25 protein-coding genes and 3 tRNA genes are annotated in these 24823 nt (G+C 51.8%); 23 read left to right on the top strand and 5 right to left on the bottom strand.

Features of this window, described 5'->3' with window-relative positions:
* Positions 1-41: 41 nt before the first annotated feature.
* The 4 genes from HPY52_09475 to HPY52_09460 all read left to right on the top strand — a co-directional run bounded on the left by HPY52_09475 (position 42) and on the right by HPY52_09460 (position 1499).
* Complete coding sequence (locus HPY52_09475) at positions 42-293, top strand: type II toxin-antitoxin system RelE/ParE family toxin (GenBank protein NPV80489.1); 252 nt, start codon at positions 42-44, stop codon at positions 291-293.
* A gap of 102 nt (positions 294-395) precedes the next feature.
* On the top strand, positions 396-716 hold the full coding sequence (locus HPY52_09470) for a DUF4258 domain-containing protein (protein ID NPV80488.1): 321 nt from the start codon (positions 396-398) through the stop codon (positions 714-716).
* Entirely contained in the window at positions 709-969 is a 261-nt protein-coding gene (locus HPY52_09465) for a type II toxin-antitoxin system MqsA family antitoxin (GenBank protein NPV80487.1), read from the top strand. The genes HPY52_09470 and HPY52_09465 overlap by 8 nt, the downstream gene beginning before the upstream one ends.
* A gap of 155 nt (positions 970-1124) precedes the next feature.
* A complete protein-coding gene (locus HPY52_09460) occupies positions 1125-1499 on the top strand; it encodes a hypothetical protein (protein NPV80486.1) in 375 nt (124 codons plus the stop codon).
* Positions 1500-1790: 291 nt separating this feature from the next.
* On the opposite strand, the gene HPY52_09455 is transcribed toward HPY52_09460, so the two are convergent.
* The 3 genes from HPY52_09455 to HPY52_09445 all read right to left on the bottom strand — a co-directional run bounded on the left by HPY52_09455 (position 1791) and on the right by HPY52_09445 (position 2068).
* A tRNA-Phe gene (locus HPY52_09455) sits at positions 1791-1866 on the bottom strand.
* A gap of 35 nt (positions 1867-1901) precedes the next feature.
* Positions 1902-1978: transfer RNA gene (locus tag HPY52_09450), tRNA-Asp, on the bottom strand.
* 14 nt (positions 1979-1992) lie between these two features.
* Positions 1993-2068: transfer RNA gene (locus tag HPY52_09445), tRNA-Val, on the bottom strand.
* 155 nt (positions 2069-2223) lie between these two features.
* On the opposite strand from HPY52_09445, the gene HPY52_09440 reads away from it, so the two are divergent.
* Positions 2224-4011, top strand: coding sequence for an ABC transporter ATP-binding protein (locus HPY52_09440; protein ID NPV80485.1), 1788 nt, complete (start codon positions 2224-2226; stop codon positions 4009-4011).
* An 82-nt stretch (positions 4012-4093) separates the two neighbouring features.
* Positions 4094-4921 (top strand): HAD family hydrolase, encoded by an 828-nt coding sequence (locus HPY52_09435; GenBank protein ID NPV80484.1) that lies wholly within the window; start codon positions 4094-4096, stop codon positions 4919-4921.
* Here the strand turns inward: HPY52_09435 and HPY52_09430 are convergent.
* On the bottom strand, positions 4918-6015 hold the full coding sequence (locus HPY52_09430) for an HD domain-containing protein (protein ID NPV80483.1): 1098 nt from the start codon (positions 6013-6015) through the stop codon (positions 4918-4920). The genes HPY52_09435 and HPY52_09430 overlap by 4 nt on opposite strands.
* 147 nt (positions 6016-6162) lie before the next feature.
* Positions 6163-8163 (bottom strand): PBP1A family penicillin-binding protein, encoded by a 2001-nt coding sequence (locus HPY52_09425; GenBank protein ID NPV80482.1) that lies wholly within the window; start codon positions 8161-8163, stop codon positions 6163-6165.
* Positions 8164-8383: 220 nt separating this feature from the next.
* On the opposite strand from HPY52_09425, the gene HPY52_09420 reads away from it, so the two are divergent.
* The 17 genes from HPY52_09420 (at position 8384) to rimI (ending at position 24783) form a co-directional block, all read left to right on the top strand.
* On the top strand, positions 8384-9589 hold the full coding sequence (locus tag HPY52_09420; protein ID NPV80481.1) for a 2,3-bisphosphoglycerate-independent phosphoglycerate mutase: 1206 nt from the start codon (positions 8384-8386) through the stop codon (positions 9587-9589).
* Positions 9590-9712: 123 nt separating this feature from the next.
* Positions 9713-10540, top strand: a complete 828-nt coding sequence (locus HPY52_09415; protein ID NPV80480.1) for a TIGR00159 family protein — start codon at positions 9713-9715, stop codon at positions 10538-10540.
* A 47-nt stretch (positions 10541-10587) separates the two neighbouring features.
* Complete coding sequence (locus tag HPY52_09410; GenBank protein NPV80479.1) at positions 10588-11043, top strand: YbbR-like domain-containing protein; 456 nt, start codon at positions 10588-10590, stop codon at positions 11041-11043.
* A 60-nt stretch (positions 11044-11103) separates the two neighbouring features.
* Positions 11104-12456, top strand: coding sequence for a phosphoglucosamine mutase (locus tag HPY52_09405; protein NPV80478.1), 1353 nt, complete (start codon positions 11104-11106; stop codon positions 12454-12456).
* Between the two features lie 22 nt (positions 12457-12478).
* Positions 12479-14311, top strand: a complete 1833-nt coding sequence (gene glmS, locus HPY52_09400) for a glutamine--fructose-6-phosphate transaminase (isomerizing) (GenBank protein NPV80477.1) — start codon at positions 12479-12481, stop codon at positions 14309-14311.
* A gap of 17 nt (positions 14312-14328) precedes the next feature.
* Positions 14329-14727: a holo-ACP synthase gene (acpS, locus tag HPY52_09395; protein NPV80476.1), complete on the top strand. Its 399-nt coding sequence runs from the start codon at positions 14329-14331 to the stop codon at positions 14725-14727.
* Positions 14708-16306, top strand: coding sequence for an NAD(P)H-hydrate dehydratase (locus HPY52_09390; protein ID NPV80475.1), 1599 nt, complete (start codon positions 14708-14710; stop codon positions 16304-16306). Before acpS ends, HPY52_09390 begins: the two co-directional genes overlap by 20 nt.
* Before the next feature lie 64 nt (positions 16307-16370).
* Positions 16371-17510, top strand: coding sequence for an alanine racemase (locus tag HPY52_09385; protein ID NPV80474.1), 1140 nt, complete (start codon positions 16371-16373; stop codon positions 17508-17510).
* An 18-nt stretch (positions 17511-17528) separates the two neighbouring features.
* Positions 17529-18923, top strand: a complete 1395-nt coding sequence (gene lpdA, locus HPY52_09380; protein ID NPV80473.1) for a dihydrolipoyl dehydrogenase — start codon at positions 17529-17531, stop codon at positions 18921-18923.
* Between the two features lie 34 nt (positions 18924-18957).
* Positions 18958-19248, top strand: coding sequence for a ribbon-helix-helix protein, CopG family (locus tag HPY52_09375; protein NPV80472.1), 291 nt, complete (start codon positions 18958-18960; stop codon positions 19246-19248).
* A complete protein-coding gene (locus HPY52_09370; GenBank protein NPV80471.1) occupies positions 19223-19582 on the top strand; it encodes a type II toxin-antitoxin system PemK/MazF family toxin in 360 nt (119 codons plus the stop codon). The genes HPY52_09375 and HPY52_09370 overlap by 26 nt, the downstream gene beginning before the upstream one ends.
* 32 nt (positions 19583-19614) lie before the next feature.
* Complete coding sequence (locus HPY52_09365; protein NPV80470.1) at positions 19615-20823, top strand: amidohydrolase; 1209 nt, start codon at positions 19615-19617, stop codon at positions 20821-20823.
* Positions 20824-20940: 117 nt separating this feature from the next.
* Positions 20941-22530 carry a D-aminoacylase gene (locus tag HPY52_09360; GenBank protein ID NPV80469.1) on the top strand — a complete coding sequence of 530 codons (1590 nt, stop codon included), beginning with the start codon at positions 20941-20943 and terminating at the stop codon, positions 22528-22530.
* Positions 22531-22666: 136 nt separating this feature from the next.
* Positions 22667-22876, top strand: coding sequence for an aspartyl-phosphate phosphatase Spo0E family protein (locus HPY52_09355; protein NPV80468.1), 210 nt, complete (start codon positions 22667-22669; stop codon positions 22874-22876).
* 159 nt (positions 22877-23035) lie between these two features.
* Complete coding sequence (tsaE, locus tag HPY52_09350; protein ID NPV80467.1) at positions 23036-23539, top strand: tRNA (adenosine(37)-N6)-threonylcarbamoyltransferase complex ATPase subunit type 1 TsaE; 504 nt, start codon at positions 23036-23038, stop codon at positions 23537-23539.
* Positions 23520-24332, top strand: a complete 813-nt coding sequence (tsaB, locus tag HPY52_09345; GenBank protein ID NPV80466.1) for a tRNA (adenosine(37)-N6)-threonylcarbamoyltransferase complex dimerization subunit type 1 TsaB — start codon at positions 23520-23522, stop codon at positions 24330-24332. Before tsaE ends, tsaB begins: the two co-directional genes overlap by 20 nt.
* Positions 24247-24783 carry a ribosomal protein S18-alanine N-acetyltransferase gene (gene rimI / locus HPY52_09340; protein ID NPV80465.1) on the top strand — a complete coding sequence of 179 codons (537 nt, stop codon included), beginning with the start codon at positions 24247-24249 and terminating at the stop codon, positions 24781-24783. The genes tsaB and rimI overlap by 86 nt, the downstream gene beginning before the upstream one ends.
* The last annotated feature ends 40 nt before the right edge of the window (positions 24784-24823 follow it).

The following is a 24823-nucleotide window of genomic DNA, read 5'->3' as shown; positions in this document are numbered from 1 at the left end:
AAGACAAAGCCCTGGGAAGAGTTTAAAAGGGAACTGGGATTATGAAACTTGAGATAACCGAACCGGCCCAGAAAGACTTTGCTAATCTTGACAGGAAAACACAAAGGCGGATTAGGGCTGCTTTGGACCGACTTCTAACGTACCCGCAAGCTGTAGACCTGAAGAAACTCCAGGGCAGCCCGGGGGAATGGCGGCTCAGGGTGGGAGACTGGCGGGTTATCTTCCGAATTGAACGGGAGCAAGAGCTTCTTTATATTCTGCGAGTAAGACATGGGCGGGAGGCCTATCGGTAGCCAGTCCAGTAAGGAGGCCCTAACAATGAGCATCCGTGAGGAGCTTATAGAGGCTATAGAGGCCATGAAAAAGGGGATGCAGGAGTTAGGGAGTGAGCCTCTTTGGATATTGAGAAAATCCGGACCAAAATAAGGGAGGGCAGTTATCGCTTAACCACCCATGCTGCAATTCGCTCCAAGGAGCGAGGAATTACAGCAGGGGACATGGAAGCCGCTATCTTGAATGGGGAGATTATCGAGGAATACCCTAATGACAGGCCCTTCCCAAGCTGCCTTATCTACGGGCATACTCCAAGTGGACTGCCATTGCACGTAGTTTGCAGCATGGCTCCGGTTAGCGATATCATAACCTTCTACTTCCCGGATGAAAAACAATGGATAGCCTATAAAATCAGGCGTAAGGGGGGACATCCGAATGAATGATGCAAATATCTGCCCGGTTTGCGGCGGGATTCTGGAAGAAAAGACAATCCAGCTTGACTTCCACTACAAGGGTCGTTTAATCGTGATCGACGGAGTACCGGCACAGGTTTGTAGGAGTTGTGGGGAGCAGCTGATCTCTGCCTCAACTTCTAAGGACATCGATACCATCTTGGAATCGGATATTAAGCCAATCCGGCGGATAAGCGTACCAGTGCTACCCTTTTCCCATTCCCACTACAATGCGCAGGTATAGGTAATCTATACACGTTGCATAGCGACTGCTGCAGAGGATGTGCAGCAGGGTTATGCAGGTGCATAGGGACCCTATGCAGAACCCTATTCAATGATCAGGGTGGCTCGATAAGGGTTGCCATGACCCTTGATAGGGGCGCGAAGGGAGGATGGCCAGTGAGAGAAGCTATTTATGCCTATAAGCGGGGGAAGCGCGTCTACGCGCGCAAGAATGGCAGACTTCTTTATATACATTACTATGTTGCCGACGGGCATGTCTATGAGATTTCCCGCGGGCGTGGGCGTCCTCGTGCCCGTGTATGCTTCAAAGAAACACCTGGAGGGCGCGAGGTTCTCTGGGAGGAGTATGGCGGTGCAGCCCTTCTGGAGGCGATTCGCAGGGAGAACAAGATGATATTCTCCTTAATGCCACACATCTCATGCATTAAGGACCAGAAGGAACTAATGGCAGCTATAGAAAACTTCCTAGGAATATGCTCGGAAACTCTATCAAAGAAGCTATATCCCACAATATGTTGGGGCAACTCTTAAGCGTAGCCACAATATATAGAGGTCGTCAGAGTTTTCGAGCAATCTCCTAGACGCCCTTGAGGTACCAAGAGAAGCGGCAGAACCTTCACCTTTGGAGCGGAAATAGAGACCCCTATCTAATTATAAGTATGAGCGAAATCATCCTCTGAGGCTGAAAATCTCGCTGTCGCCGGCAAGGACAGCAAGCAATGCCCGACGTGATGGCCCCGGCGAGCGCCGAGGCCTTTTATGTTTTGCTGTCATTTAGCTGTCGAACTCTTTTTCTCAAATCCCGCAACCCCTAGAAATACTTGGTGCCGAGACCCAGAATCGAACTGGGGACACGCGGATTTTCAGTCCGCTGCTCTACCAACTGAGCTATCTCGGCACCTAAAAAATCATTCTATGCAATTGTATTGAGTATGGCGGAGGCGACGGGAGTCGAACCCGCGATCTCCTGCGTGACAGGCAGGCATGTTAGACCACTGCACCACGCCTCCGCAGTCTCTTGATATGGTGGGCGAAGGCAGAGTTGAACTGCCGACCCCCTCCTTGTAAGGGAGGTGCTCTCCCAGCTGAGCTATTCGCCCGGAAACAACCGGCCACAAAACTCGGTTTCGCTCTGGCAAGCCTTAGTATACCGTAAATCCGTCCATCCGTCAACTCCCCTTCAAGCACATTTTCAGATGTGGTATAATCTGTTTGGCGTTTCACCTTTCTACCATTTTTCGGCGGGGTGTGGTTCGTGCAGACCTTCAGGCGATTTCTTGCCTTCCTCAAGCCTTATCGGCTTAAGCTCCTGCTGGTCATCCTGAGTACGGTCCTAGTGACCGCGTGTAGTTTGGTGGGACCGTGGCTCATGAGGTCCTTGGTGGGCATCATAACGTCTCCAACTGTGAGTTCTTCTGCGGATCTCAATGGGGAGATGCTGGGATTTGATTCTAGGAGAGTGGTGATGCTCGCGATCCTTCTTCTTGCCGCATATATCGTAAAGGCCTTGTTTCAGTATACTACAAGCTATACGGCGCATTCGGTGGCATGGAATCTTGTATCTGATCTTAGGGTATTGCTGTATGAGCATCTTCAGAAACTATCCTTGCGTTTCTATTCAAACAAGCAAACGGGCCAGCTTATGTCCAGGGTCGTAAATGACACAGCGAATTTTGAGTCCCTTCTCGCTCACGCCATTCCAGATTTGGCAGTGAATGGCCTGGTACTGGTGGGGATAGCCATAATACTTTTCCGATTGAATGTCGCCCTTGCGTTCCTAACCCTAATTCCTATGCCATTTCTCGCCTGGGTCGTTCTATCCTTCAGCAAGAAGATCCGCCCGGTATTCCGCGAGGCCCAAGAGAGTCTATCGCAGCTCAATGCGCTACTGCAGGATAATTTCTCAGGAATCAAGGAGATCCAGCTATTTACCAGGGAGCAGATAGAAATGGCAAGGGTGCATACTCGGTCCAAGAAGTATACCGGAGACTTGCTTACAGCATTGCGCCTCAATGCAATATACCATCCTCTGGTAGAATGGCTCGGGTCTGTGGGCGGCGTGATAGTGGTACTCGCTGGGGGGTTGCTTGCATTGCGCCAAAGGGTCTCCATACAAGACATCGTAACATTTCTCCTCTATCTGAACATGTTTTACCAGCCCATAACTCTACTGGCGCGACTAAATGAGGGTCTTCAGCAGGCTCTTGCCAGCGGCGAGAGATTCTTCCAGATTCTTGACACAGAGCCAGATATAAAAGATTCCCCTGGCGCAAAGCCTATTGGCAGGGTTGAAGGACACGTTAGGTTTGAGAATGTATCTTTCTCATATGACGGAATAACTCCGGTGCTCCAGGATGTGTCGTTTGAAGTCCACCCCGGGGAGATGCTAGCTCTGGTGGGGCCTACAGGCGTCGGGAAATCCACCCTGGCCGGGCTTATTCCCCGATTCTACCAGCCCCAGAAGGGAACTATCTACATCGATGGACATGATATCTCTACGGTCACCTTGAAATCGCTGCGACAATCCATTAGCATGGTTCTGCAGGATGTCTTCCTTTTCAACGGCACCGTGCGCGAGAATATACTCTGCGGCAGGCCGGACGCGAAAGAGGAAGAGATGATCTGCGCCGCAAGGCTTGCCAATGCGCACGAATTCATTGAAACCTTACCTCACGGATATGACACCTACCTTGGCGAGCGCGGAGTCAGGCTCTCCGGTGGCCAGAAGCAGAGGCTCTCGATAGCAAGAGCGATCCTCAAGGATGCGCCGATCCTCATCCTGGATGAGGCGACTTCATCGGTGGATGCTGAAACAGAGGCGATGATTCAAGATGCTATCGAAAAACTTATCAAGAATCGTACCACAATAGTGATAGCGCATAGGTTGTCTACAATTCGCCGGGCGGATAAAATATTGGTATTACAGGAAGGACGAATAGCAGAGATTGGCACTCATGATGAACTAATGGCCAGAGGAGGAATATACAGCCGACTCTATCAGATGTCTGCAGGTGAATTTCTGCTGGATGCCGTCGCTAAATAACCTGGAGTAATGATATAAAGAGTCCGATGCTTTGTAGGGAATGGAATGGGTGTCCTTCCTATCGAAAGGGATGAATGATTCAATGGCGATAAGACTTGTTGCTCTAGATCTTGACAACACGCTTCTAGATGCCCCAAATCATATTTCTGAGGCTGGCCAGGCGGTCATTGAGAAAGCTATCCGGCAGGGCGTAATGGTCACCCTTGCCAGCGGCAGGATGTTCTCGGCCGTGGCTCCGCTTGGGGATCAACTAGGCCTCGATATTCCATTGATCACTTACAATGGGGCTCTGATCAAGGCATCTAAGTCTGGCGAAGTATATTTCCACCTCCCGGTCCCATATGATCTCTCGCTGGAGATCATCCGGTACGCAGAGGAAAATGACCTTACGGTGAATACCTACATCGATGAAGTGGTCTATGTCAACAGGATGTCAGATGAAGCTGAAATGTATAGCAGCCGCTATGGCGCGAAGGTCGTGGCTGTGCCTGATCTTGCCGCATTCCTGAGGCAGAGGTCGGCCGAAGGCTCAACAAAACTATTGATTCTCGCCCCCGAAGAGATTGCGCGCAAGCATCTGGGGATTCTCAAGCAACGCTTTGGAGACAGGCTCAATATCATGATTTCCTTGCCTACATATGTGGAAGTGGTCAATAAGGGTGTCTCAAAGGGGAGGGCATTATTGAAGCTTGCCGAAAGATTCGGCATCCATGCGGGTGAGATCATGGCGATTGGGGATTCTGAGAATGATATAGAAATGCTAAAAGCCGCATCCATAGGAGTGGCTGTAGCGAACGCCGAGGAGAGCGTCAAGCAGATGGCCGACTATGTGACAGAAGCCCCTGATGGCAACGGAGTCGCTGAGGCCTTCGGGAAGTTTATCTTTGAACCCGCTTCTGCAGACACTTAATGTGTTTCCCGGCCATCATCGGGGCCTGCAGCCGCGATTTCATCCACAGGCATACCATAATCTGACCCTAGATAGATATGTCTATCCAGGACATTATCATACGGGCTCCAGTGACCAGCTTTCCCTTTGTAGGTCTGTTGGACATGGATGAACCGGGAGACGTGGGCGTCGAGGTTGTCAGCATAATGAAGCGCACATGCCTCAGCGAATTTCGGGCGTTTCGGCGAGCCATACTCGTATTCGCCATGATGGCTCAGGATCATGTGGCGTATCTTCATCTCCAGTTCTTTGGGAAATCCCTCGATGCCCTTGATTTTCTCTGCGATCATCTGGTCGCCTATGACGATATGGCCGAGAAGTCTCCCTTCGTCAGAGATGTCCAGGATGCCGTCAAATCGATATTCGGCAATCTTGCCAATGTCATGAAGAATGGCCCCCGTGACCAGGAGATCCCTGTCGATCTCTGGGTAGATGGTGGAGATATACAGGGCGATGTTCATCACATTCGTGGAATGCTCGATCAGCCCGCCGAGATACGCATGGTGCACGGACTTCGCGGCGGGAGCATTCATAAATCCGGTGACCCACTTCGGGTCATCTAGAAAAGATTCGAGCAGCATCCACAAATAGGGATCTTTGACTGACGCCGCTGTATCCCTGATCGTCTGCAGCAAGAGCTCAGTATCCTTCTTAGTCCGCGGTAGAAAATCCTCTAGATTGTAGGTACCCTTCTCGCACTTGCGGAGTTCGTGAATAGTCACCTGTGGAGCGCCACGATAGGTTTTTATCTGTCCCTCAACCCAGACTATGTCACCATCCTCAAATGCGGAAAATGCTCCATTGTTGTCTTCCCACAATACTGCCTTTATCTCTCCCGTTTTGTCAAGCAAAGTTATCTGCAAAAATTGTCCTGGTTTATTGGCGAAATTGATCAGTTGTTTGTCCCTAGCCAGGAAAGGACTTGAAATGTGCTGGCCTGGTGTGAAATCTGACACATACTGCTTTGCATGCTGTTTTTCCACTCTCTTTACTCGGCGTCGCATGCCCCGGTCATAAAACCGGGGAGGGAACGCCGCTTCCCCCTTCCTGGACATCGTTCCCCGGCGAAAATATCATGCTCCCATCGACCGCAACATCAATCTGGTTACTTCTACATAATTGCTCAATATCCTCCAGGTTTTGGCGAATTTCACTTCTTTTATTCAAAGTGCCTTGCATTCCCTTGATGGCTCAGCTCTGCTCTAGCGAGCCTTGTTCATTCCTTTCATGACGGCGCCAGGGCTATGCCATGTGCAGGGGGTATCCGGAGCTGTCTCAGCCTTGAAGACCTCTTGCCTGGTCCACGGGCAAAAGGGCGTGGGAGACATACCGGACGTGCCGCAGACTTCCCGGCGAACCAAACCGGAAGGTTCAGTAAAATCACGTGGTGACGCATTGCCATATACCCTTTGCATAAATCTGGCCCAAATGAGGGCCGCCGTGGCGCCTCCCGGCCGGGCCACCGGGGTCGCTGGATCATCATGCCCAATATAGACGGCAGCGACAAGGTCAGGGGTGTACCCTACGAACCATGCATCGGTAAAGTTCTGGCTCGAGCCGGTCTTCCCGGCTGCTGGGTGGCTGAAGATGCGGGAGACATCAGGCGCTGTGCCACCTCGCTTCAATACCCCTTTCAGCATATCCGTCAGAATATATGAGGTCCTTGGATCGAGCACTTTCCACTTCCTTGTCGCGAATGTTCGAATCACCCCTCCGGTGGAACTCAAAATAGAGTTCATGAACTTTGGTTTTACGGCATAACCCCCATTTGCCAGCGGGCAATATGCGACTGCCATCTCGAGAGGGCTTACTTCTGATGTGCCAAGCACCAGAGATAAATTGGGGCGGAGAACACTTGTGATGCCCATGTTTCTTGCGTAGGAAGCTCCTAGTTCTGGTCCCAACGCATAGTTCAATTTGACAGCAATGACATTGCATGATACAACCAGAGCTTCTCTCAATGATAGGACGCGCCAGTGATACGACTCCTTGCCGAAGTCCCTGGGGCTATATACCCCCTGGGCCGTTGGGAGATAGATAGGTTCGCATGCGATGGAGGACGCCGCCGTAAATCCATGGTCAAGGGCTGCAGCATAGACAAAAGGCTTGAATGCCGAACCTGGCTGGCGTTTTGCATTTATGGCCCTATTAAATGGAGTCATGCGGAAACTGGTGCCGCCAATGAGCGCCCGCACTTCTCCCGTTTGGGGCTCGATGGCCACCAGAGCCCCCTGGGGCTGGGTTATCAGGGTGCCGCCCTGCGCACTTCCCTGCTTTGCCGGTGACACTTTAGCAAGCTCCCCTATGATCTCATGGAACGCCTCCTCTGCCGCGACCTGGATGTTGACATCCAATGTCGTATGGATCTGAAGTCCTCCATTATAGAGCAAATCACCATCATTGAGATACCGGTCTGCCAACTGCTGCATCACATAGTCGACAAAATAAGGGGCCTGCCGGTATTCTCTGCCTTCGAGTCCCGCGAGGCGGATGGGCTCCCTGGCCGCCTCGGCCGCTTCGATGGGCGAAATGTATCCCATCGCCACCATCCTATTGAGCACCATTGCTCGTCTTGCCATGGCAGCTTTTATGTTTCTATAGGGTGAGTAGTAATATGGTCCGCGGATCAGCCCCGCAAGCATGGCTGACTCAGCTAGGGTAAGATCCTTCGCACCTTTTCCGAAATAGACGCGGGATGCCATTTCAACACCATAGGCTCCATGCCCGAAGTATACTGTGTTGAGGTATTTCTCGAGGATCGCGCGTTTGCCGAATTTCATCTCGAGGTACACTGCCAGCATGGCTTCCTTGAGCTTACGATCGATGCTCCTTTCAGGGGTGAGAAACATATTCTTAGCCAATTGTTGTGTTATGGTGCTCCCGCCCTCAACAATTCGCCCGGCCCTGATATTAGTCACCAGCGCCCTCACAAGCCCCACGGGGTCAATGCCGAAGTGCACGTAGAATCTTTGATCTTCGATTGCAACAACTGCCTCTGGCAGGTACTTGGACATTTGCCCTATAGGAACCGGGATCTTGCCTGCTGATGTGGTCACTGTCAGGATCCGGCCGTTTCTATCATAGAATATGCTGCCTTGTGAGCGTCCCGGAATGGGGGCGACTCTGATGGTCAATATCAGCAGCACCAGGATAACCAGGATGATCTTGGCATTTCGCCGTACGATGGCCGGGCCGATGGGCAAACCTTCCACCATCCTCTCCGCTTATAGTATGCTCGTACAGTTTTTTCATATAATCTGCAGGTCTATGGAGGATATGTCGGATGCGCATAGAATCAAAGCTCAGAGATAAACTGTATTCGCGATAGTCACGCGGATACACGCCTATAATGGTGTCGCCTGCATGGATCTAAAAGGAAGGAGGAAAGCCGCAACTTGCGTGTGATGATGCTGCGGCGATAATATGGTAGACATCAAGGTTGTTTCAGAGATCTCTATGAAGACGGATTCCAAAATCGTGCTGGTGGTCGCTGATGGATTGGGGGGACTTCCCAGCGAAGATACCGGTCTCACTGAATTAGAGACGGCCAGTAAGCCAAATATCGATAGGCTGGTCGGAGATTGCGAATGCGGTTTGATCGATCCGGTGGCCCTAGGTGTAACTCCCGGCAGTGGTCCGTCACATCTTGCTCTCTTTGGCTACGATCCAACAGAGTATGAAATAGGTAGGGGTGTCTTGGAGGCGCTGGGAGTCGGCTTTGACCTGGGACCGAAAGATGTGGCTGCCAGGGGAAACTTTTGCACCGTCGACCAGAATGGGATCGTCGTAGACAGGCGGGCAGGGAGGATACCCACGGAGAAGACGCGCGAATTATGCGAACTTCTGAAGGATGTAAAAGTCTCCGGCGCTGATGTTATGATCGTTACCGGCAAGATCCATAGATTCGTTGTCGTGTTCCGGGGTGACGGCCTATCCGGGAATATTGCTGATACCGACCCACAAAAAGAGGGGAAGGCGCCGAGGAAACCTGAGGCCCTTTCGCCAGATGCTGAGAAAACTTCTCGCATTGTGAACGAATTCATCTCAAAGGCGGCCGAAATCCTTCGCGATCAACATCCTGCCAATATGTTACTTTTGAGGGGGTTTGCGAAGCATCCTAATATACCCACCATGGGTGAGAGATTCCACCTGACCCCAGCCGCAATCGCGACTTATCCTATGTATCGAGGAGTCGCAAAGCTGGTTGGAATGGATGTCCTTGAAACGGGGACTACAATTGCAGATGAGATCGAGACATTGAAGGCCAATTGGGACAAGTATGATTTCTTCTATGTCCACGTCAAGGATACAGACAGCGCAGGCGAGGATGGCAACTTCGGTCGGCGGGTCGAAGTTCTCGAGGCCCTAGATCGCGAGATCCCCAAGATCCTAGATTTGAAGCCTGATGTACTCGTCATCACTGGAGATCATTCAACTCCGGCACGTTTGAAAGCACATAGCTGGCATCCGGTGCCGATAATGATGTGGTCCAAATGGTCGAGGCGTGATGGATTGAAGACATTTGGCGAACGGGAGTGCCGATTAGGAAGTCTCGGCAGGTTCCCGACTCTGGGAGTGATGCCTCTCATGCTCGCCAATGCCTTGAAATTATCAAAGTTTGGCGCCTGACGACACTTTCCAATTGTCATCGAAGAATATTAGTGTATACTTGACAATAGAAGATGGAAACTTGCTGTCATTGAACAGCCAGAGCACGGGGGGAAGGCCATGCCCTTCGAGAATTATCTCATCATGGTTAGAAATGCCATCGGGCAAGTTGGTGTTCTCAGGGTAGTGACATCGGTCGCCGATATCTTGATAGTTGCATATGTGATATACCGCATCCTCGTGCTCATTCGAGGAACGAGAGCCGTTTCCCTTATCAAGGGGCTTGCTGTGCTGTTCATCGCTAATCTGATAAGCCAGGTATTTGGGCTTTCTACAGTCTACTGGCTGCTGCAGAGGACTATAACCATGGTCTTTGTCGCTCTTCCGATCGTATTCTTGCCGGAGTTGCGACGGGCCTTGGAGCAGATAGGAAGGGGACGGCTCTTTTCCGCCGGATTCGATATATTTGGGCAGGATGATCCTGCAAGGACTATTACAGAGGTCTCAAGGGCCGCCGGAATACTGTCCAGGGAAAAGATCGGAGCCCTTATGGTCATAGAGCGCAACACAGGACTATCTGACTTGATCGAGATGGGTATGAAACTAGATGCAATTGTATCAGGCGAACTCCTGCTCAATATCTTTACCCCCAATACCCCGATGCACGATGGAGCAGTTGTCATCAGGGGAGGGCGGATAGCCGCCGCCGGCTGCTACCTACCACTTACTGATAATCCTACAGTAAGCCGTCGCCTGGGGACACGTCATCGCGCAGCGCTCGGGATTTCGGAGCAGACGGATGCGGCCGTCGTAATAGTATCAGAGGAAACTGGAGTCATCTCGCTTGCCTCTGATGGTCGCTTGACGCGCTATTTGGATGAAGACTCCTTGAGGGAGCGACTTCAGCGACTTCTTGAGACCAGATCGAAACAGTCATTCAAAGATTGGCTCAAGGCGCAGGTTCATGCTTGATGTTGTGATGTGCCGGGGAGAGGGAGGAGAAACAGGAAGGCATGCCTTTGAACGAATCCTGGAGACAAGATTTTTCCTTGAGGCTTCTAGCCCTTCTTTTGGCTGTAGTGATATGGTTTGTGGTGGGACGAGGATCGCCTTCGCCGTTCATGGCTAAATCTGAACCGGTAATCGAGCGAACCTTTCCGGTCATCGTAGCGTTCATGGGTGTGCCATCCGCTGAAGTGGTCACCTTCGGCCAAACTGTCGAGCCTGCCTCTGTATTGGTGTCCGGCCCTCAAAGCAAGGTGGAGAAAATCGCCAGGGTGACATGTCTCGTTGATGCCTCCAGGTTGTCTCAGGCCGGCCGGACTACACGGACTGTTGCCATAGAGGCTCGTCTTACTCCACTTGACTCTGAGGGAGGCCGGGTCACTGGCGTGCGCCTCCGGCCCGAAGCCGTCTTTGTGAGCCTCTGGCTCGAGAGACCCGAATTACGCGAAGGTCCACGACAGAATAGATAGCATAACCTAATTAATAATGGTGTAGAGACTTTCCTTATTTGACTGGGAAGGGGAGAGAAAGTGGGTAATCTTTTTGGGACAGATGGAGTTCGGGGTATAGCCAATACTGAGCTATCTCCGGAGCTGGCATTTGCAGTCGGGCGTGCAGGAGCGTCCTGGGCTTCCCGGAAGTATCGTTCAGCGGTCATTGCTCTGGGGAGAGATACCAGGATATCTAGCGACATGTTATCATGTGCCGTGGCGGCTGGCATCATGTCTTCTGGCGGGACAGTGCTCGACCTGGGCATCATGCCAACACCTGCCATCGCATTTTTGACCAGGGACCTAAAGGCTGATGCAGGCGTAGTTATTTCCGCGTCACATAATCCGGTGGAATATAATGGCATCAAATTCTTCTCCAAGGAAGGATTCAAGCTTTCTATCAAGGATGAAGAAGAAATCACAGGGCTGGTCGAAAAGAGCGGTTGGCCATCAGGTAATGACTCTTTGCCTCGTCCGACCGCATCAGGCATAGGCCGGATGCGTCAAATATCCGATGCGGAAGACAGATATATTGACTTTGTCAAGGGATTCGCCCCTGATCTAACCGGTCTCAGGATCGTGGTGGATTGTGCAAATGGAGCTTCATATAGGATCACGCCGCGTGTCCTGGCAGAATTGGGTGCCACGGTCATTCCCATCAACTCCAACCCCGACGGTCTCAATATCAATGTGGGGTGTGGTTCTACGCATCCTGAGGCGGCCTCTGCCGCTGTTCGCAGGTACGGCGCAGATGTAGGGCTAACCCATGATGGCGATGCTGACAGGTTGATTGCCATTGATGAGAATGGGAATGTGGTTGACGGCGACCATATCATAGCTATTTGCGGTCTTGACCTCCTTCGCAGGGGGATGTTGCCCCAGAAGGCCGTTGTGGCGACCGTCTATAGCAATCTAGGCCTTATCGACGCTTTCCGGCGCGAGGGCGGGGATGTAATAGCCACAAAGGCCGGTGACCGCTATGTATTCGAGGAAATGCGAAATAGGGGGATAATCTTGGGCGGTGAGCAATCGGGCCATATTATCTTCCTAAACCAGAGCACTACTGGCGATGGGCTCATAACGGCTCTAAACTTGCTCAAGGTATTGGTCTCATCTGGCAGGCCTCTGTCTTCTTTGGCAGGCCAAATGATGACCTATCCGCAATTGCTTGTGAATGTCAAGGTTTCCGACAGGGAGAGGTTCCTTTCTAATCCCAGGGTTAGCCAGGCCGTGAGGGATGCCGAGGAAAGACTCAAGGGTTCTGGAAGGATTTTCGTAAGACCCTCAGGGACAGAACCACTTATCCGGATTCTGGGGGAAGGTCCTGATTCGGATCTTGTCCATGAAGTGGTGCATGGACTTGCTGGTGTCATTCGCGAAGAGTGTGGTTAAAAGGGGAGATGGATAAGGGCCTATGTGTGGGGTAGTGGGTTATGTAGGGGTGCGGCAAGCTGCCCCGATTTTATTGGGTAGCTTGAAAACGCTTGAATATAGAGGTTACGATTCCGCGGGAATAGCCGTGTGTAAGGGTGATGGCGTCGCCATCAAGAAGGCCCAGGGAAGGCTCGATAAACTCGCGAGCCTACTCGAAGGTCAGATGCCAGAGGGGACGGTAGGTGTCGGTCATACCCGGTGGGCTACGCATGGTGAGCCTTCAGACGCAAACGCCCATCCTCATTCCGATTGTCAGGGTAATATAGTGGTCGTGCATAATGGAATCATTGAAAATTATCTGAGTCTTCGCAGCGAATTGAAATCAAGGGGACATAGATTTTCTTCGGATACAGATACCGAGGTGCTATCTCACCTGATCGAGGAAAATTACGATGGGAACCTTGCTGATGCGGTAAGGGCAAGTCTCGGGAAGGTGAGGGGCTCGTTTGCCATAGCTGTCATGTGTCATGATGAGCCTGAAAAGCTCGTGGTCGCAAGAAGGAACAGCCCTCTTGTCATTGGCCTTGGTGACCAGGAGAATCTGATCGCTTCAGATATCCCCGCGGTACTTGGTATCACGCGGGATGTTCTGATTCTTGAAGATGACGAGATGGCCGTAATCACCCGGGATCGTGTAGATATATCTACGCTGGCCGGTGTTCCAGTATCAAGAGACCCTATGCATATCGACTGGGATCCAGCCATGGCTGAAAAGGGTGGTTATAGGCATTTCATGCTCAAAGAGATCCATGAACAGCCAGCGGCTATAAGGAACACTCTTTCATGCCGGATCAGCGAGGATGGCAGGGATATCGATTTGAAAGAACTCTGCCTGGATCCAGATGAGGTAAGACGGCTCTCTAAGATCTTCATGGTAGCCTGCGGAACTGCCTACCACGCCTGTCTTGTGGGAAGACAGGTGATACAGCGGCTTTCCCGGATACCTGTAGAGGTTGAGTTAGCATCGGAATTCCGGTATAGTGACCCCCTGGTAGGCCCTGACGATCTAACAATAGTTGTAAGTCAGTCTGGGGAAACCGCTGATACCCTGGCTGCTCTCAAGGAAGCCAAGACGAGAGGGTCTAAGATCTTGGGGATCACCAATGTGCTTGGTAGCTCGGTAGCCAGGGCTTCTGACCATGTGCTCTATACTCTGGCTGGCCCAGAGATCGCCGTGGCATCCACCAAAGCCTATATTTCCCAGCTTGTTGCCATGTATCTACTTGGGATTTTCTTTGGGCGCCAGAGGGGATTGGTTTCGGATGTCGAGGCCTCGGCTCTAGTGAGGGGCCTTGGCGAACTCCCGCAATATGTTGATAGGCTTTTTTACCATGTGGAGGAGGAGGTGGCGCAACTCGCGGAGAAGTTTAAAGGATGCGAGGATATATTCTTCATGGGCAGGGGACTAGACTATGCTGTAGCCATGGAGGGGAGTCTCAAGCTCAAGGAGATATCCTATATAAGAGCAGAGGCATACGCTGCTGGCGAACTTAAGCATGGTACGCTTGCCTTGATCGTGGAAGGCGTGCCAGTATTTGCCCTTGCGACTCAGACTGGTGTATACGAGAAGATGCTAAGCAACATCAAAGAAGTGAAAGCCCGCGGCGCCACCGTGGTAGGAATTGCCTATGATGATGATTCTACCATAGATGCTGTAGCTGATCATGTCTTCAGGATTCCCAGGATCGATGACATATTGAGTCCCATTCTGTCTGTGGTTCCTCTCCAGCTCTTTGCATATTACGCCGCCTGCGCCAGGGGCTGTGATGTTGATAAACCAAGGAATCTGGCGAAGAGTGTCACTGTTGAATAGGAAGAGAGGGGGGCCTCATGGTCGTAGGCATCGGACTTGATATGATAGAGGTCTCTCGCATTCGTGAGCTTATGGAGAGAAAAGGAAATCGTTTGATCGGTCGTGTATTTACCCCTAGGGAAGCGGAGCTTTGCGCCGGCCGGTATGAGAGCTTCGCCGGGCGTTTTGCCGCGAAAGAGGCAGCCGCCAAGGCCTTGGGGACCGGTATGCGTGGTATATCATGGACTGAAGTAGAGATCCTCGAGGATCACCTCGGGAAGCCGTTGATCCTTCTCCATGGTCGAGCTCGGGATCTAGCATCGTCAAAGGGCATAAGGGATATCTTGGTGAGCATAACTCATTTGAAAGATCTTGCATGTGCCATGGCGGTGGCTACCGGGGATGGGGGAGTGTCTTGTGAAAGTCCTCACACCTGATGAGATGAGAGAGATTGACAAACGTGCCATAGAGGAAGCTGGAATTCCCGGGATCGCCCTCATGGAAAACGCCGGCCGGGCCGTTGCCATCGTAGTGGCTGAGAGATTGCGAAAAGAATCGGCTGTTCCTGTCCCACAGAGACGAGTCTGCATCGTCTGTGGAAAAGGCAACAATGGCGGGGATGGATTCGTCGCAGCCCGACATCTTGCCAATTTTGGCGCAAAGGTCAGGGTATTCTTGCTCTGCAGGAAATCCGAGGTTTCCGGTGATGCCGCGACCAATCTGAGAGCCCTCAATTATATGGGCATCGAAGTAGAAGAACTCTCCCTGGAAGACATGCAGAAGGTCAAGATCAGTTTCTCTATTTCTGACATTCTGGTAGATGCCATCTTCGGGACCGGATTCAAGGGAGAGATAAATGGACTTATTGGAACCGTAATTGATGCCATGAACGATTCTGGGCGCCCCATAGTATCGGTAGACGTTCCATCGGGTCTTGACGCTTCCACCGGGAAGGTCAGCGTCAAGTGCGTTCGCGCGACCTGCACCGTCACAATGGGGGCGCCAAAGCTGGGTCTTCTATTGTACCCAGGAGCTGAATTCGCGGGGGAGCTCGCCATAGCTAATATCGGCATTCCAGGCTTGCTCTTCGCCCAGGAGAAACTAAAATGTCATCTACTTTCCGCTCAAGAAGTGAGGTCATGGATACCTTCACGGCGCCCGGATACCCATAAGACGAACTTTGGACGTGTGCTAGTTGTTGCAGGCTCCGAGGGGATGACTGGAGCGGCATGTCTTGCGAGCATGGCAGCTTTGAAGAGTGGAGCCGGCCTCGTAACGCTTGCGGTGCCGCGGAGTCTGAGTGATTATGTGGATATGAAACTCACCGAGGTCATTGTAAAGCCGCTGCCTGAAACAGAATCCAGGAGCGCGGCGCTAAATGGCGAAGGTGTCATAGCGACCCTCCTTGAGCGCAATGATGTTCTAGCCATTGGCCCGGGAATGTCTATGAATAATGAGACATCTCAGCTGATCAGGAAGGTCCTGACCATGTGTTCTTGCCCGGTGGTCGCGGACGCCGATGCATTGAACGCCATCTCGGTTGACCCAGAGATCTTGAAGGCCATTCGTTCTCCGATGGTCCTGACCCCGCATATGGGAGAGATGGCAAGGCTTTTAGCCAGAAATGGTGAACAAGCGGGACGGAATCGTCTCGATATAGCCCGTTCATTTGCAGGGCAATGGGGAAAGGTAGTCGTGCTAAAGGGAGCGCATACTGTCATTTCTTCTCCAGAAGGTCAGACCTATATCAATCCTACAGGAAATCCAGGCATGGCGACCGCCGGGATGGGGGATGTCCTTACTGGAATAATTGCGGGCCTGATGGCCCAGGGCCTTCCACCCCTTGAGGCGGCGGCGGCCGGGGTATATATACATGGGCTGGCAGGGGATCTTGCTCGCGATGAAGTGGGAGAAATTGGGATGGTGGCAGGGGATGTCCTTGAGAGGCTCCCTCGAAGTCTCGAGATTGTCAGACGGTGCGAGGATGAAGACAAGAGATTTAGAGTGATCAACTGATGTCGCAATCCCCGTGCCCACTAATTGGAAGTTTTGCATGGCGAAAGGACTGTGAGGCCAGGCAATGGAAGAGATGGCGGATAGGCCCACCAGAGTATATGTTGACTTGAACGCTATAAGTCATAATGTCCGAGAGATAAGGCGCAAAGTTGGTCCCGGAGTTGAGATAATGGCGGTAGTGAAAGCGGACGCATATGGCCATGGAGCGGTGCAGGTGGCATCTGCGGCGTTGAATAATGGGGCCAACTGGCTTGGGGTTGCCCTTGCCGAGGAAGGGGTATCGCTGAGGAAGAGCGGCATAATCGCTCCCATCCTGATCTTATCCCAGACCTTCCCGAACCAGGCCAAAAAGGTGATAAGGTATGGCCTTACCGCTTCGGTTTGTTCCCTTGAACTCGCAGAGCATCTTTCGGTGGCTGCCACACAGGAGGCAAAGAAAGCCAAGGTGCACATAAAGGTCGACACCGGGATGGGGAGGCTGGGCATAACCCCCCATGAGGCCGCTGGTTTCATCCGGCGCGTTGAGCAGCTTTCCAACCTGGAGGTGGAAGGCATATTCAGTCACCTCGCCACAGCCGACGAGAACGACCCACGTTTTGCCTTGGCTCAGATTCAGAAGTTCTCGGATCTCGTAGATGATCTTGAAAAAAGTGGAATAAAGTTGCCCTATAAACATATAGCTAATAGCGCGGCTTTGATGAGATTCCCCCAGGCTTTGTTTAATATGGTAAGACCGGGAATCATAATATATGGTTTGTCTCCCTTTAGTTTTGGGCAGGTCCCGGCAGATCTCAAGCGGGGGCTTGATCTCAAACCAGCCCTCTCATTTGTCACGAGGATCGCTTATTCCAAGAAAGTGCCCGCGGGGTTTGGCATAAGTTATGGTAGGACTTACGTAACAAAGAAAGAGACATTCATTTCTACCCTACCGGTCGGCTATGCTGATGGATACATGAGGGCCCTGTCGGGAAAGGCAATGGTTTTGATTCGTGGGAAGAGATTTCCGGTTGTCGGGCGGATCTGCATGGACCAGTGTATGGTTGACACAGGCGACCTATATGTCGAGCCGGGGGAAGATGCCGTCCTGATTGGAAGGCAGGGTTCAGATGAGATCTCAGCTGATGAGGTGGCATCGTGGTGCGGGACCATAGGGTATGAAGTCACATGCGCCATTAGCAAACGCGTGCCCCGATTTTATTCCTAACAGGTCAGGTGATGAGACTTGGAATCTACTGTATATGATCTTGTTGTCCTCGGTGGGGGGCCGGGTGGTTATGTCTCAGCCATAAGGGCAAGTCAGCTTGGACTCTCCGTTGCCCTGGTGGAGGCACGGGATGTAGGCGGCACATGCTTAAATCGCGGATGCATACCGACAAAGGCGCTGGCAAATAGTGTGTCGATTCTTGCTACCATGAGGCGCTCCGCAGAATACGGCATTTCTGCAGGCGAGACTATCGCAGCAGATTTTGATGCCATCATGAAACGTAAAAGCCAGGTTGTCGCAAGACTTCGCGCCGGCGTGGAGTTTCTTCTCAAGAAGCACAGGGTGACCATTTTGCGGGGCAGGGGACGCCTCCAAGATGATGGGGTCCTGGTTGAGGGCGTTGGTCATATCCAGGCGAAGCGCATCATCGTCGCCACTGGTTCTAAACCCCAGATGCTCCCCGGTTTTTGTTATGACGGACGGGCTGTAATGACCAGTGATGAGATACTTGAATGCAATAGCCTTCCTGCTGATCTTCTTATAGTCGGCGGTGGTATAATAGGCTGTGAACTTGCTTGCATATTCTCTGAATTAGGAGTCAGGGTCATCTTGCTGGAGCTTCTACCACACATCCTCCCATCTGAAGACCGGGAAATTAGTTCTCATCTCCAATCCTTTCTAAAGAAACGCGGGATAGTCATTAGAACTGGGGAGAGGATATTGAATTTGGAAGAGTCTGGCGGCAAGGTTATAGCTGCATTAGAGTCAGGTGAGGAAATCACGGCAGAAAGGGCTATCATAAGTGTAGGAAGGGTGCCAGCCACTGATGACATAGGGCTCGAGGATGCACATGTAGATATGGGAAGACGAAGCGAGATCTTGGTGGATGATGGGATGAGGACCAGCAACAGTATGGTTTATGCCATCGGGGATGCCACCGCTAAGGTAATGCTTGCCCATGTAGCATCAAAACAAGGAATAGTAGCAGCACATAACATAGCCGCTGATTTCGGGATTGGCGAGCGCATGTCCATGGATTATTCGGCCATCCCAAGCGCGATTTTCACTATGCCTGAGATCGGTACTGTGGGGGTGACAGAGGACGCCGCTCGCGAGGCAGGGATTCCGGTGATAGTTGGCAAGTTTCCGTTCGTCGCCAATGGTAAGGCGATTGTGATGGGGCAACCTGATGGGATGGTAAAACTTGTTGCGAGAGAAGATGATAAACGATTGATCGGCGCTCACATCATAGGGCCGGGCGCCACAGAGTTGGTGAGCGAGGCCAGTCTTGCCATAAAGCATGGCCTTTCTTTGAACGAATTCGAAGATGCAATAAGGGCGCACCCGACTCTATCTGAGGCGCTGGGAGAGGCCGCAGCGGCAGCTGAGGGGATGGCCATACACTATATTTAGTGAAAGTGAGGGTATGGAAATGGCAGGTAACGGTATGGCTAGAAGAATAGTGGTAAGTGTCACAGATCAGATGCTGGAGGAACTCGATGCCCTCGTCCGTAAGGATTGCACGAATCGCAGCGCCTTCGTGAGAGAGATCATCCATCAGTACCTTTTCAAGAGACGCCGGCTGGATCAGAGACAAAAAATGGTAGACGGTTACATCGAAATGGCCTCACTGAACCGGGAACTTGCCTGTTCGTGCGTGGTGCCGGATGAGGAGGCCCTGGCAAAATACGAGGCGTTCTTGGAGCAAGATAATGAATCCTATTATAGCGAGAGGTGACATCTTTTACGCTGACCTGAATCCGGTGGTGGGATCGGAGCAGGGAGGGATAAGGCCTGTTCTTATCCTCCAAAATGATATTGGCAACCGGTACAGCCCCACCACTATTGTGGCTGCCATTACTTCCAAGATCAAAAGGGCGAAGCTGCCCACGCACGTAGAATTGCCGGCCAGCAAGAGCAAACTGCCTCAGGATTCTGTTGTGCTTTTGGAGCAGATACGCACGCTTGACATAAGCCGTTTACGCGAACGCGTCTCTCATCTCGACCCGGTTACCATGCAAATGGTAGACCGTGCCTTGCAGATCAGTCTAGCCCTCTCTGATCTCCAGTAAGGACTATACCCCGCGGGATGAGGAGGCTTTTCATGCTAAACTCGAAGGTAATAGTGGAGGAAGCGAAAGACCTCTTGCCAAAGATGATCGAAATCAGGAGAAATCTTCATATGTACCCTGAGCTCAGCGGTTATGAATATAAGACCGCTGAGTATATAGCTGAGGCCCTGGAATCTCTGGGGATCAAGACCAAAAGAGGAGTCGGTGGGACAGGGGTCCTAGGTTTTCTCCGTGGAAAGCAACCAGGGGAGACCGTAGCATTTAGAGCTGATATGGATGGGCTCCCAATACAGGATAGGAAAGATGTGCTATACAGGTCGAGGGTACCCGGGGTCATGCATGCATGTGGCCATGATGGCCATGTAGCTATCCTGCTCGGAACGGCCATGATACTCTCTCGTTTTCAAGATGAGCTGGATGGAAATGTGAGGTTTATTTTCCAGCCGGCTGAAGAAGGCCCGGGAGGGGCCGTTTCCATGATTCGCGATGGCGCGTTATCGGACCCTCCTGTAGATGCCATATTTGGCCTGCATATCTGGTCTGACCTTCCGGTAGGTAAAGTAGGATTTAGGTCTGGCACAATTTTTGCGGCGACTGATGATCTTACAATCAAGGTGACCGGCAAGGGCGGGCACGGCGCTGCTCCACACCGCGCCATCGATGCTATAGTGGTGTCATCAACCATCGTTCTGGCTCTGCAATCTCTGGTAAGCAGGGAGAGGAACCCGATCGAGCCTGTAGTGTTTACTATCGGCGCAATTTCAGGTGGGTGCAGGCCAAATGTCATAGCTGATGAGGTAACCATGAGCGCGACCTTGAGGACACTATCTCCGAGGGTCCGAGCTGATTTTTTGAATCGGATAGAACGCACTGCGCGCGGTATCGCTCGCGGAATGGGCGCGACTTGTGACGTCGTCGTAAATACAGGTTACCCTGTCACCGTCAATTCCCCTGATATGACCGACTTTGCTGAAGAGGCTGCGCGGAAGATCATCGGCGATGAAAATATCGTCCACGAGGATTTCCCATCTATGGGGTCGGAAGACTTCGGATTCTATCTTCAAAATACTCGTGGTTGTTTCATGCTCCTGGGGGCGGCCACTCCAGGGCGTACTCCTTACCCTGCGCATCATCCTAAATTTGATTTTGATGAACGTGCCATGGCCGTGGGTGCTGCTCTCTTCTCTCAGATAGCGTTCAGCTTCTGCCAGGCAGAAAGATGGACCCCCCCTGAAGGGTGATGGGATTGTCCCCGAATAAGGCGGGAATTAGTCAAGATGTGAGGTGGAAGGGTTTCGATCGGGTCATCATGCTCCATCAAGATGCCCCATCAGGCGAGATGAACAGGGGGTGCCCATATGTTCGACCTTCTCATACGTGGCGCGAAAATTGTCGATGGCACTGGCAGTGCCTGGTTTATTGGAGATATCGGAATCATTGACGATATCATCGTTGAGGTGCGCAGATACCGACCTGGTGACAGGAGCCCGGCTCACGCCGTTATAGAAGCCGACGGAATGGTGGCCGCTCCGGGGTTCATCGATATCCACTCTCACTCTGATGATAGCATCCTGGCCAACCCTAGGGCCGAGAGCAAGATTCACCAGGGGGTTACCACGGAAGTCATCGGCAATTGCGGGTATTCACTCGCGCCTGCTTTGGGTGAAGCCCTGGAAAGCATCCGTGGCGATTTGGAGTATTTATCCATCGAGGTGACATGGAGAACATTTGGGGAATATCTAGATGTAGTGGAGCGATCTCGACCATCGGTCAACATTGTCCCCCTTGTGGGCCATGGCACTATAAGATCAGCGGTCGTCGGAAAGTCTCGGCGTGCCCCCACATCTGCCGAACTGGCAAAGATGATGGATTTAGTCCAAGAGGCTATGTGTTCCGGGGCCTTTGGGCTTTCGACGGGTCTCATATACCCTCCATCTTGCTACGCCGGCATTGATGAGATCGTGAATCTTGCCAGGATAGCTCGGGAGTTTGGGGGGATATATGCAAGTCATATCCGCGATGAAGGCGATATGTTGCATGAGGCTGTGGAAGAGGCGATTGCTGTAGGGGAGCGAACCGGGATCCCGGTGGAAATATCGCACCATAAAGCACAGGGAAGGCAAAACTGGGGCAAGGTGAAGGATACTCTCAGGATGATGGAGGATGCTCGTTCCCGCGGCATCGATGTTGCTTGCGATGTATACCCTTATACGGCCTCATCGACTGGTCTCAGCGTTATAATCCCTTCGTGGGTTGCGGATGGCGGGACGCGTCAGATGATGGAGAGACTCAGAGATGAGAGGGTCCTTGAGAGACTGAGGCCTGTGGTGGAACATGAACAGGGCGAAAAGCTTGGCTGGGACAAAATCGTCATTTCCCAGGTGAAGTCCCATAAAAACAAGATATTTGAGGGCAAAGACCTCGCCACGATCGCGAAAGAGTCAGGCATGACGCCTTTCGATATATCAATCAGGTTGCTGCTGGAGGAAGGTATGGATGTCGGCACCGTAAGGTTTGGCATGTGCGAGGATGATGTCAAGGAAGTGATGGCGCATCCGCTTTCTTCTATAGGCAGCGACGCTACCGCCCGAGCCCCCTATGGCGCCCTATCATCAGGAAAGCCGCATCCAAGGGCATATGGCACTTTCCCCAGGGTCCTGGCGCGTTACTGGAAGGAAGAACGCATATTTCCGTTGGAGGAGGCTATTCGTAAGATGTCAGCCCTTCCTGCGCAGCGTCTCGGCCTCACGAGGCGGGGGGTGATCCGGCCCGGAATGTTTGCGGACATAACGATTTTTGACGAGAATCGTATCGCCGATAAAGCGACATTTGCCGATCCACATAGATACGCCGAGGGAATTGATTATGTGATCGTAAATGGGAAATTATCATTGGAGCAGAATGCCGCAACAGACGCGAGAGCTGGTAGGGTCCTTCGAATGAAGTAATATCTTCTGGGGGTTTTTGCCGCAGGAAATCTATTTTTACTGTCGAATATGCTAAAAAGTTTTATTGAAAAAGATCTCACTGTATAGAAACAGTGTAGCATCGAGTCTATATTTTTGTACTGGGGGTATAGATTTAGTGCATATCTTGGTACGGCCCGACAGTGACGAGAATCTAGCCGGGCTGCGGGATGAGATCGAAAAACTTAGGCTAGTATTGAATTCCCTGGTCCCGAAAGAGGGAAAGTTCGTCATAAGCGACGAAATGCGAGACGTAAGCCGTGAGCTTGACAGATTGATATCGAAATACATCCACCTGTGGAATAGGTCTACCGATGTAAAAATGTAGCATCGCTCTCTGCAAGCCGCTTGTTGCCATCCCCTTTTCGAGCCTCATTGGTTGCTTATCCACAAGGACAGAGTATAATATAATCTGTATGCTGAAGGCCAGTCCGCGTGTAACATTTGGTCATTTGTGGATCTATGCGTGCCTTGAAGAGGTGATCGGGTGGGCAGATTTTGCTTTAGGAGCAAAGGTCCAGAGAATACAAGCCTTGCAGGTCAGGCATTGGCTCGGTTCCTATCTCCCGGGGATGTTCTCGCGGCCTTCGGGGAACTTGGCACAGGCAAGACTTGCTTTGCGCAGGGGGTTGCTCTGGGGCTTGGAATATCTGAGTATGTGACAAGCCCGACCTTCACTTTGATCCAGGAATATCCCGGCAAGATGCCCTTTTATCATATTGACCTTTATCGCCTCGGGGCTGAAAATGACATCGAGACGCTGGACCTGGGGGATTACTTCTATGGTGATGGGGTATGTTTTATAGAGTGGCCTGAGATCGTAATGGACAGTCTGCCGCAACAAAGGCTCGACATCCGATTTGCGCTAGGCGAACTGGAGAATGATCGAATCATTGTCTTTGAGCCTTGTGGAGACAGGTTTGAGGGGATTGTGCAGCAGCTAGTTTCATATTTGAGAGGGATCGGCGGCGTTGTTGATACTTGCGATTGATACTTCCACCAGTTCTGGCGGTGTGGCGCTATTTGAGGATGATAATCTTCTGGGCGAACATTTCATCAGTGTGTTTCAGGCGCGTTCGGAAAGACTCATCCCAGATTGCGTCGCTCTCTTTGATGCAGTAGATCGCGATCTCGAGGATCTTGCAGGAATTGCTGTCACCATCGGCCCCGGATCTTATACTGGGGTAAGGATAGGTGTCACGGCCGCAAAGGTCCTTGGATATATACTGAAATGCCCTCTCGTCGGCATCTCCACCATAGACGTGTTGGCGCTCGGGGTCCGTGCGCTGGCGGGGGAGAAGATTTGCCCCATCATTGCGGCAAAGCGCGGCAATGTCTACTGGGCATTATATGATGCTCAGGACGTATCGGCCAATGGTTCTTGTGACATCGGACTTGGCGACCTCCTTGCCCTTCCTGACAGATGTGTCATCAAGACCACGGATATACGAATCTCCAATATCGACGAGTTGCTCAGGAATCTTCCAGATATTCCTGGCAATATTCTATTCACTGGAGATGGGGTATCCGACAATTGGCAGAAGATCAGGGCGCACCTGGGCAGAAGAGCAATAAAGGTCTCTGGAACATATCGCAAGCCAAGGGCCGCTATTCTAGCCGAGCTAGGTCTCCTGCGAATGAAGAGGGGTGAGGCGACTGATGCGTTTCATCTTGAACCCTATTATCACCGCAGGCCTGATGCAGAGGTTAAGTGGGAGGCAAAAATCAGTGGACAAAGAGCGTGCGGACGCGCCCCAGGTGAAGATCCGCGCCATGAGGGCTGAGGACCTCAATGACGTGGTAGAGATCGAGAGACTGTCATTTCCAACGCCCTGGTCCAGGTATGCATTTCTATCCGAACTCTATCAAAACAGCAGGTCATGCTATCTGGTCGCGGAACTCGATGGAAGGGTTGTGGGTTATGTTGGCACATGGCTTATACTCGATGAGGCGCACATCACTAATTTGGCAGTGCATCCCGATTTTAGGAAAAGGGGCATCGCTTATTCTCTCATGCTCTTACTTTTCGATATTTGCCGCTCGAAGCAGATCAGGAGGATGACCCTGGAGGTTAGGGCCACGAATTTTCCAGCTCAGCGTCTCTATGAAAAGTTGGGTTTTGTCAAAGTAGGAGTGCGACGCGGATACTATCATGATAATAATGAGGACGCCATCATCATGTGGAAAGAGGATTTGGGCCAAAATACCGGCACCCACGTCATCAAGCTTTTGTAGATACAGCGATGAGCTCTCAGGACGACATACAAGAAGGAAG

This window comes from Bacillota bacterium (assembly GCA_013178415.1).
Taxonomy (GTDB): domain Bacteria; phylum Bacillota; class SHA-98; order Ch115; family Ch115; genus Ch115.
This window is presented reverse-complemented; position numbering and strand designations above follow the sequence as displayed.

What these genes read in the sequence shown, in the direction of transcription:
- HPY52_09475 (NPV80489.1), top strand. Translation starts at nt 42, where the DNA reads ATGAAACTTGAGATAACCGAACCGGCCCAGAAAGACTTTGCTAATCTT.
- HPY52_09465 (NPV80487.1), top strand. Translation starts at nt 709, where the DNA reads ATGAATGATGCAAATATCTGCCCGGTTTGCGGCGGGATTCTGGAAGAA.
- HPY52_09435 (NPV80484.1), top strand. Translation starts at nt 4,094, where the DNA reads ATGGCGATAAGACTTGTTGCTCTAGATCTTGACAACACGCTTCTAGAT.
- HPY52_09430 (NPV80483.1), bottom strand. Translation starts at nt 6,015, where the DNA reads ATGTCCAGGAAGGGGGAAGCGGCGTTCCCTCCCCGGTTTTATGACCGG.
- HPY52_09420 (NPV80481.1), top strand. Translation starts at nt 8,384, where the DNA reads ATGGTAGACATCAAGGTTGTTTCAGAGATCTCTATGAAGACGGATTCC.
- HPY52_09415 (NPV80480.1), top strand. Translation starts at nt 9,713, where the DNA reads ATGGTTAGAAATGCCATCGGGCAAGTTGGTGTTCTCAGGGTAGTGACA.
- glmS (NPV80477.1), top strand. Translation starts at nt 12,479, where the DNA reads ATGTGTGGGGTAGTGGGTTATGTAGGGGTGCGGCAAGCTGCCCCGATT.
- acpS (NPV80476.1), top strand. Translation starts at nt 14,329, where the DNA reads ATGGTCGTAGGCATCGGACTTGATATGATAGAGGTCTCTCGCATTCGT.
- HPY52_09385 (NPV80474.1), top strand. Translation starts at nt 16,371, where the DNA reads ATGGAAGAGATGGCGGATAGGCCCACCAGAGTATATGTTGACTTGAAC.
- HPY52_09375 (NPV80472.1), top strand. Translation starts at nt 18,958, where the DNA reads ATGGCTAGAAGAATAGTGGTAAGTGTCACAGATCAGATGCTGGAGGAA.
- HPY52_09370 (NPV80471.1), top strand. Translation starts at nt 19,223, where the DNA reads ATGAATCCTATTATAGCGAGAGGTGACATCTTTTACGCTGACCTGAAT.
- HPY52_09365 (NPV80470.1), top strand. Translation starts at nt 19,615, where the DNA reads ATGCTAAACTCGAAGGTAATAGTGGAGGAAGCGAAAGACCTCTTGCCA.
- HPY52_09360 (NPV80469.1), top strand. Translation starts at nt 20,941, where the DNA reads ATGTTCGACCTTCTCATACGTGGCGCGAAAATTGTCGATGGCACTGGC.
- rimI (NPV80465.1), top strand. Translation starts at nt 24,247, where the DNA reads ATGCAGAGGTTAAGTGGGAGGCAAAAATCAGTGGACAAAGAGCGTGCG.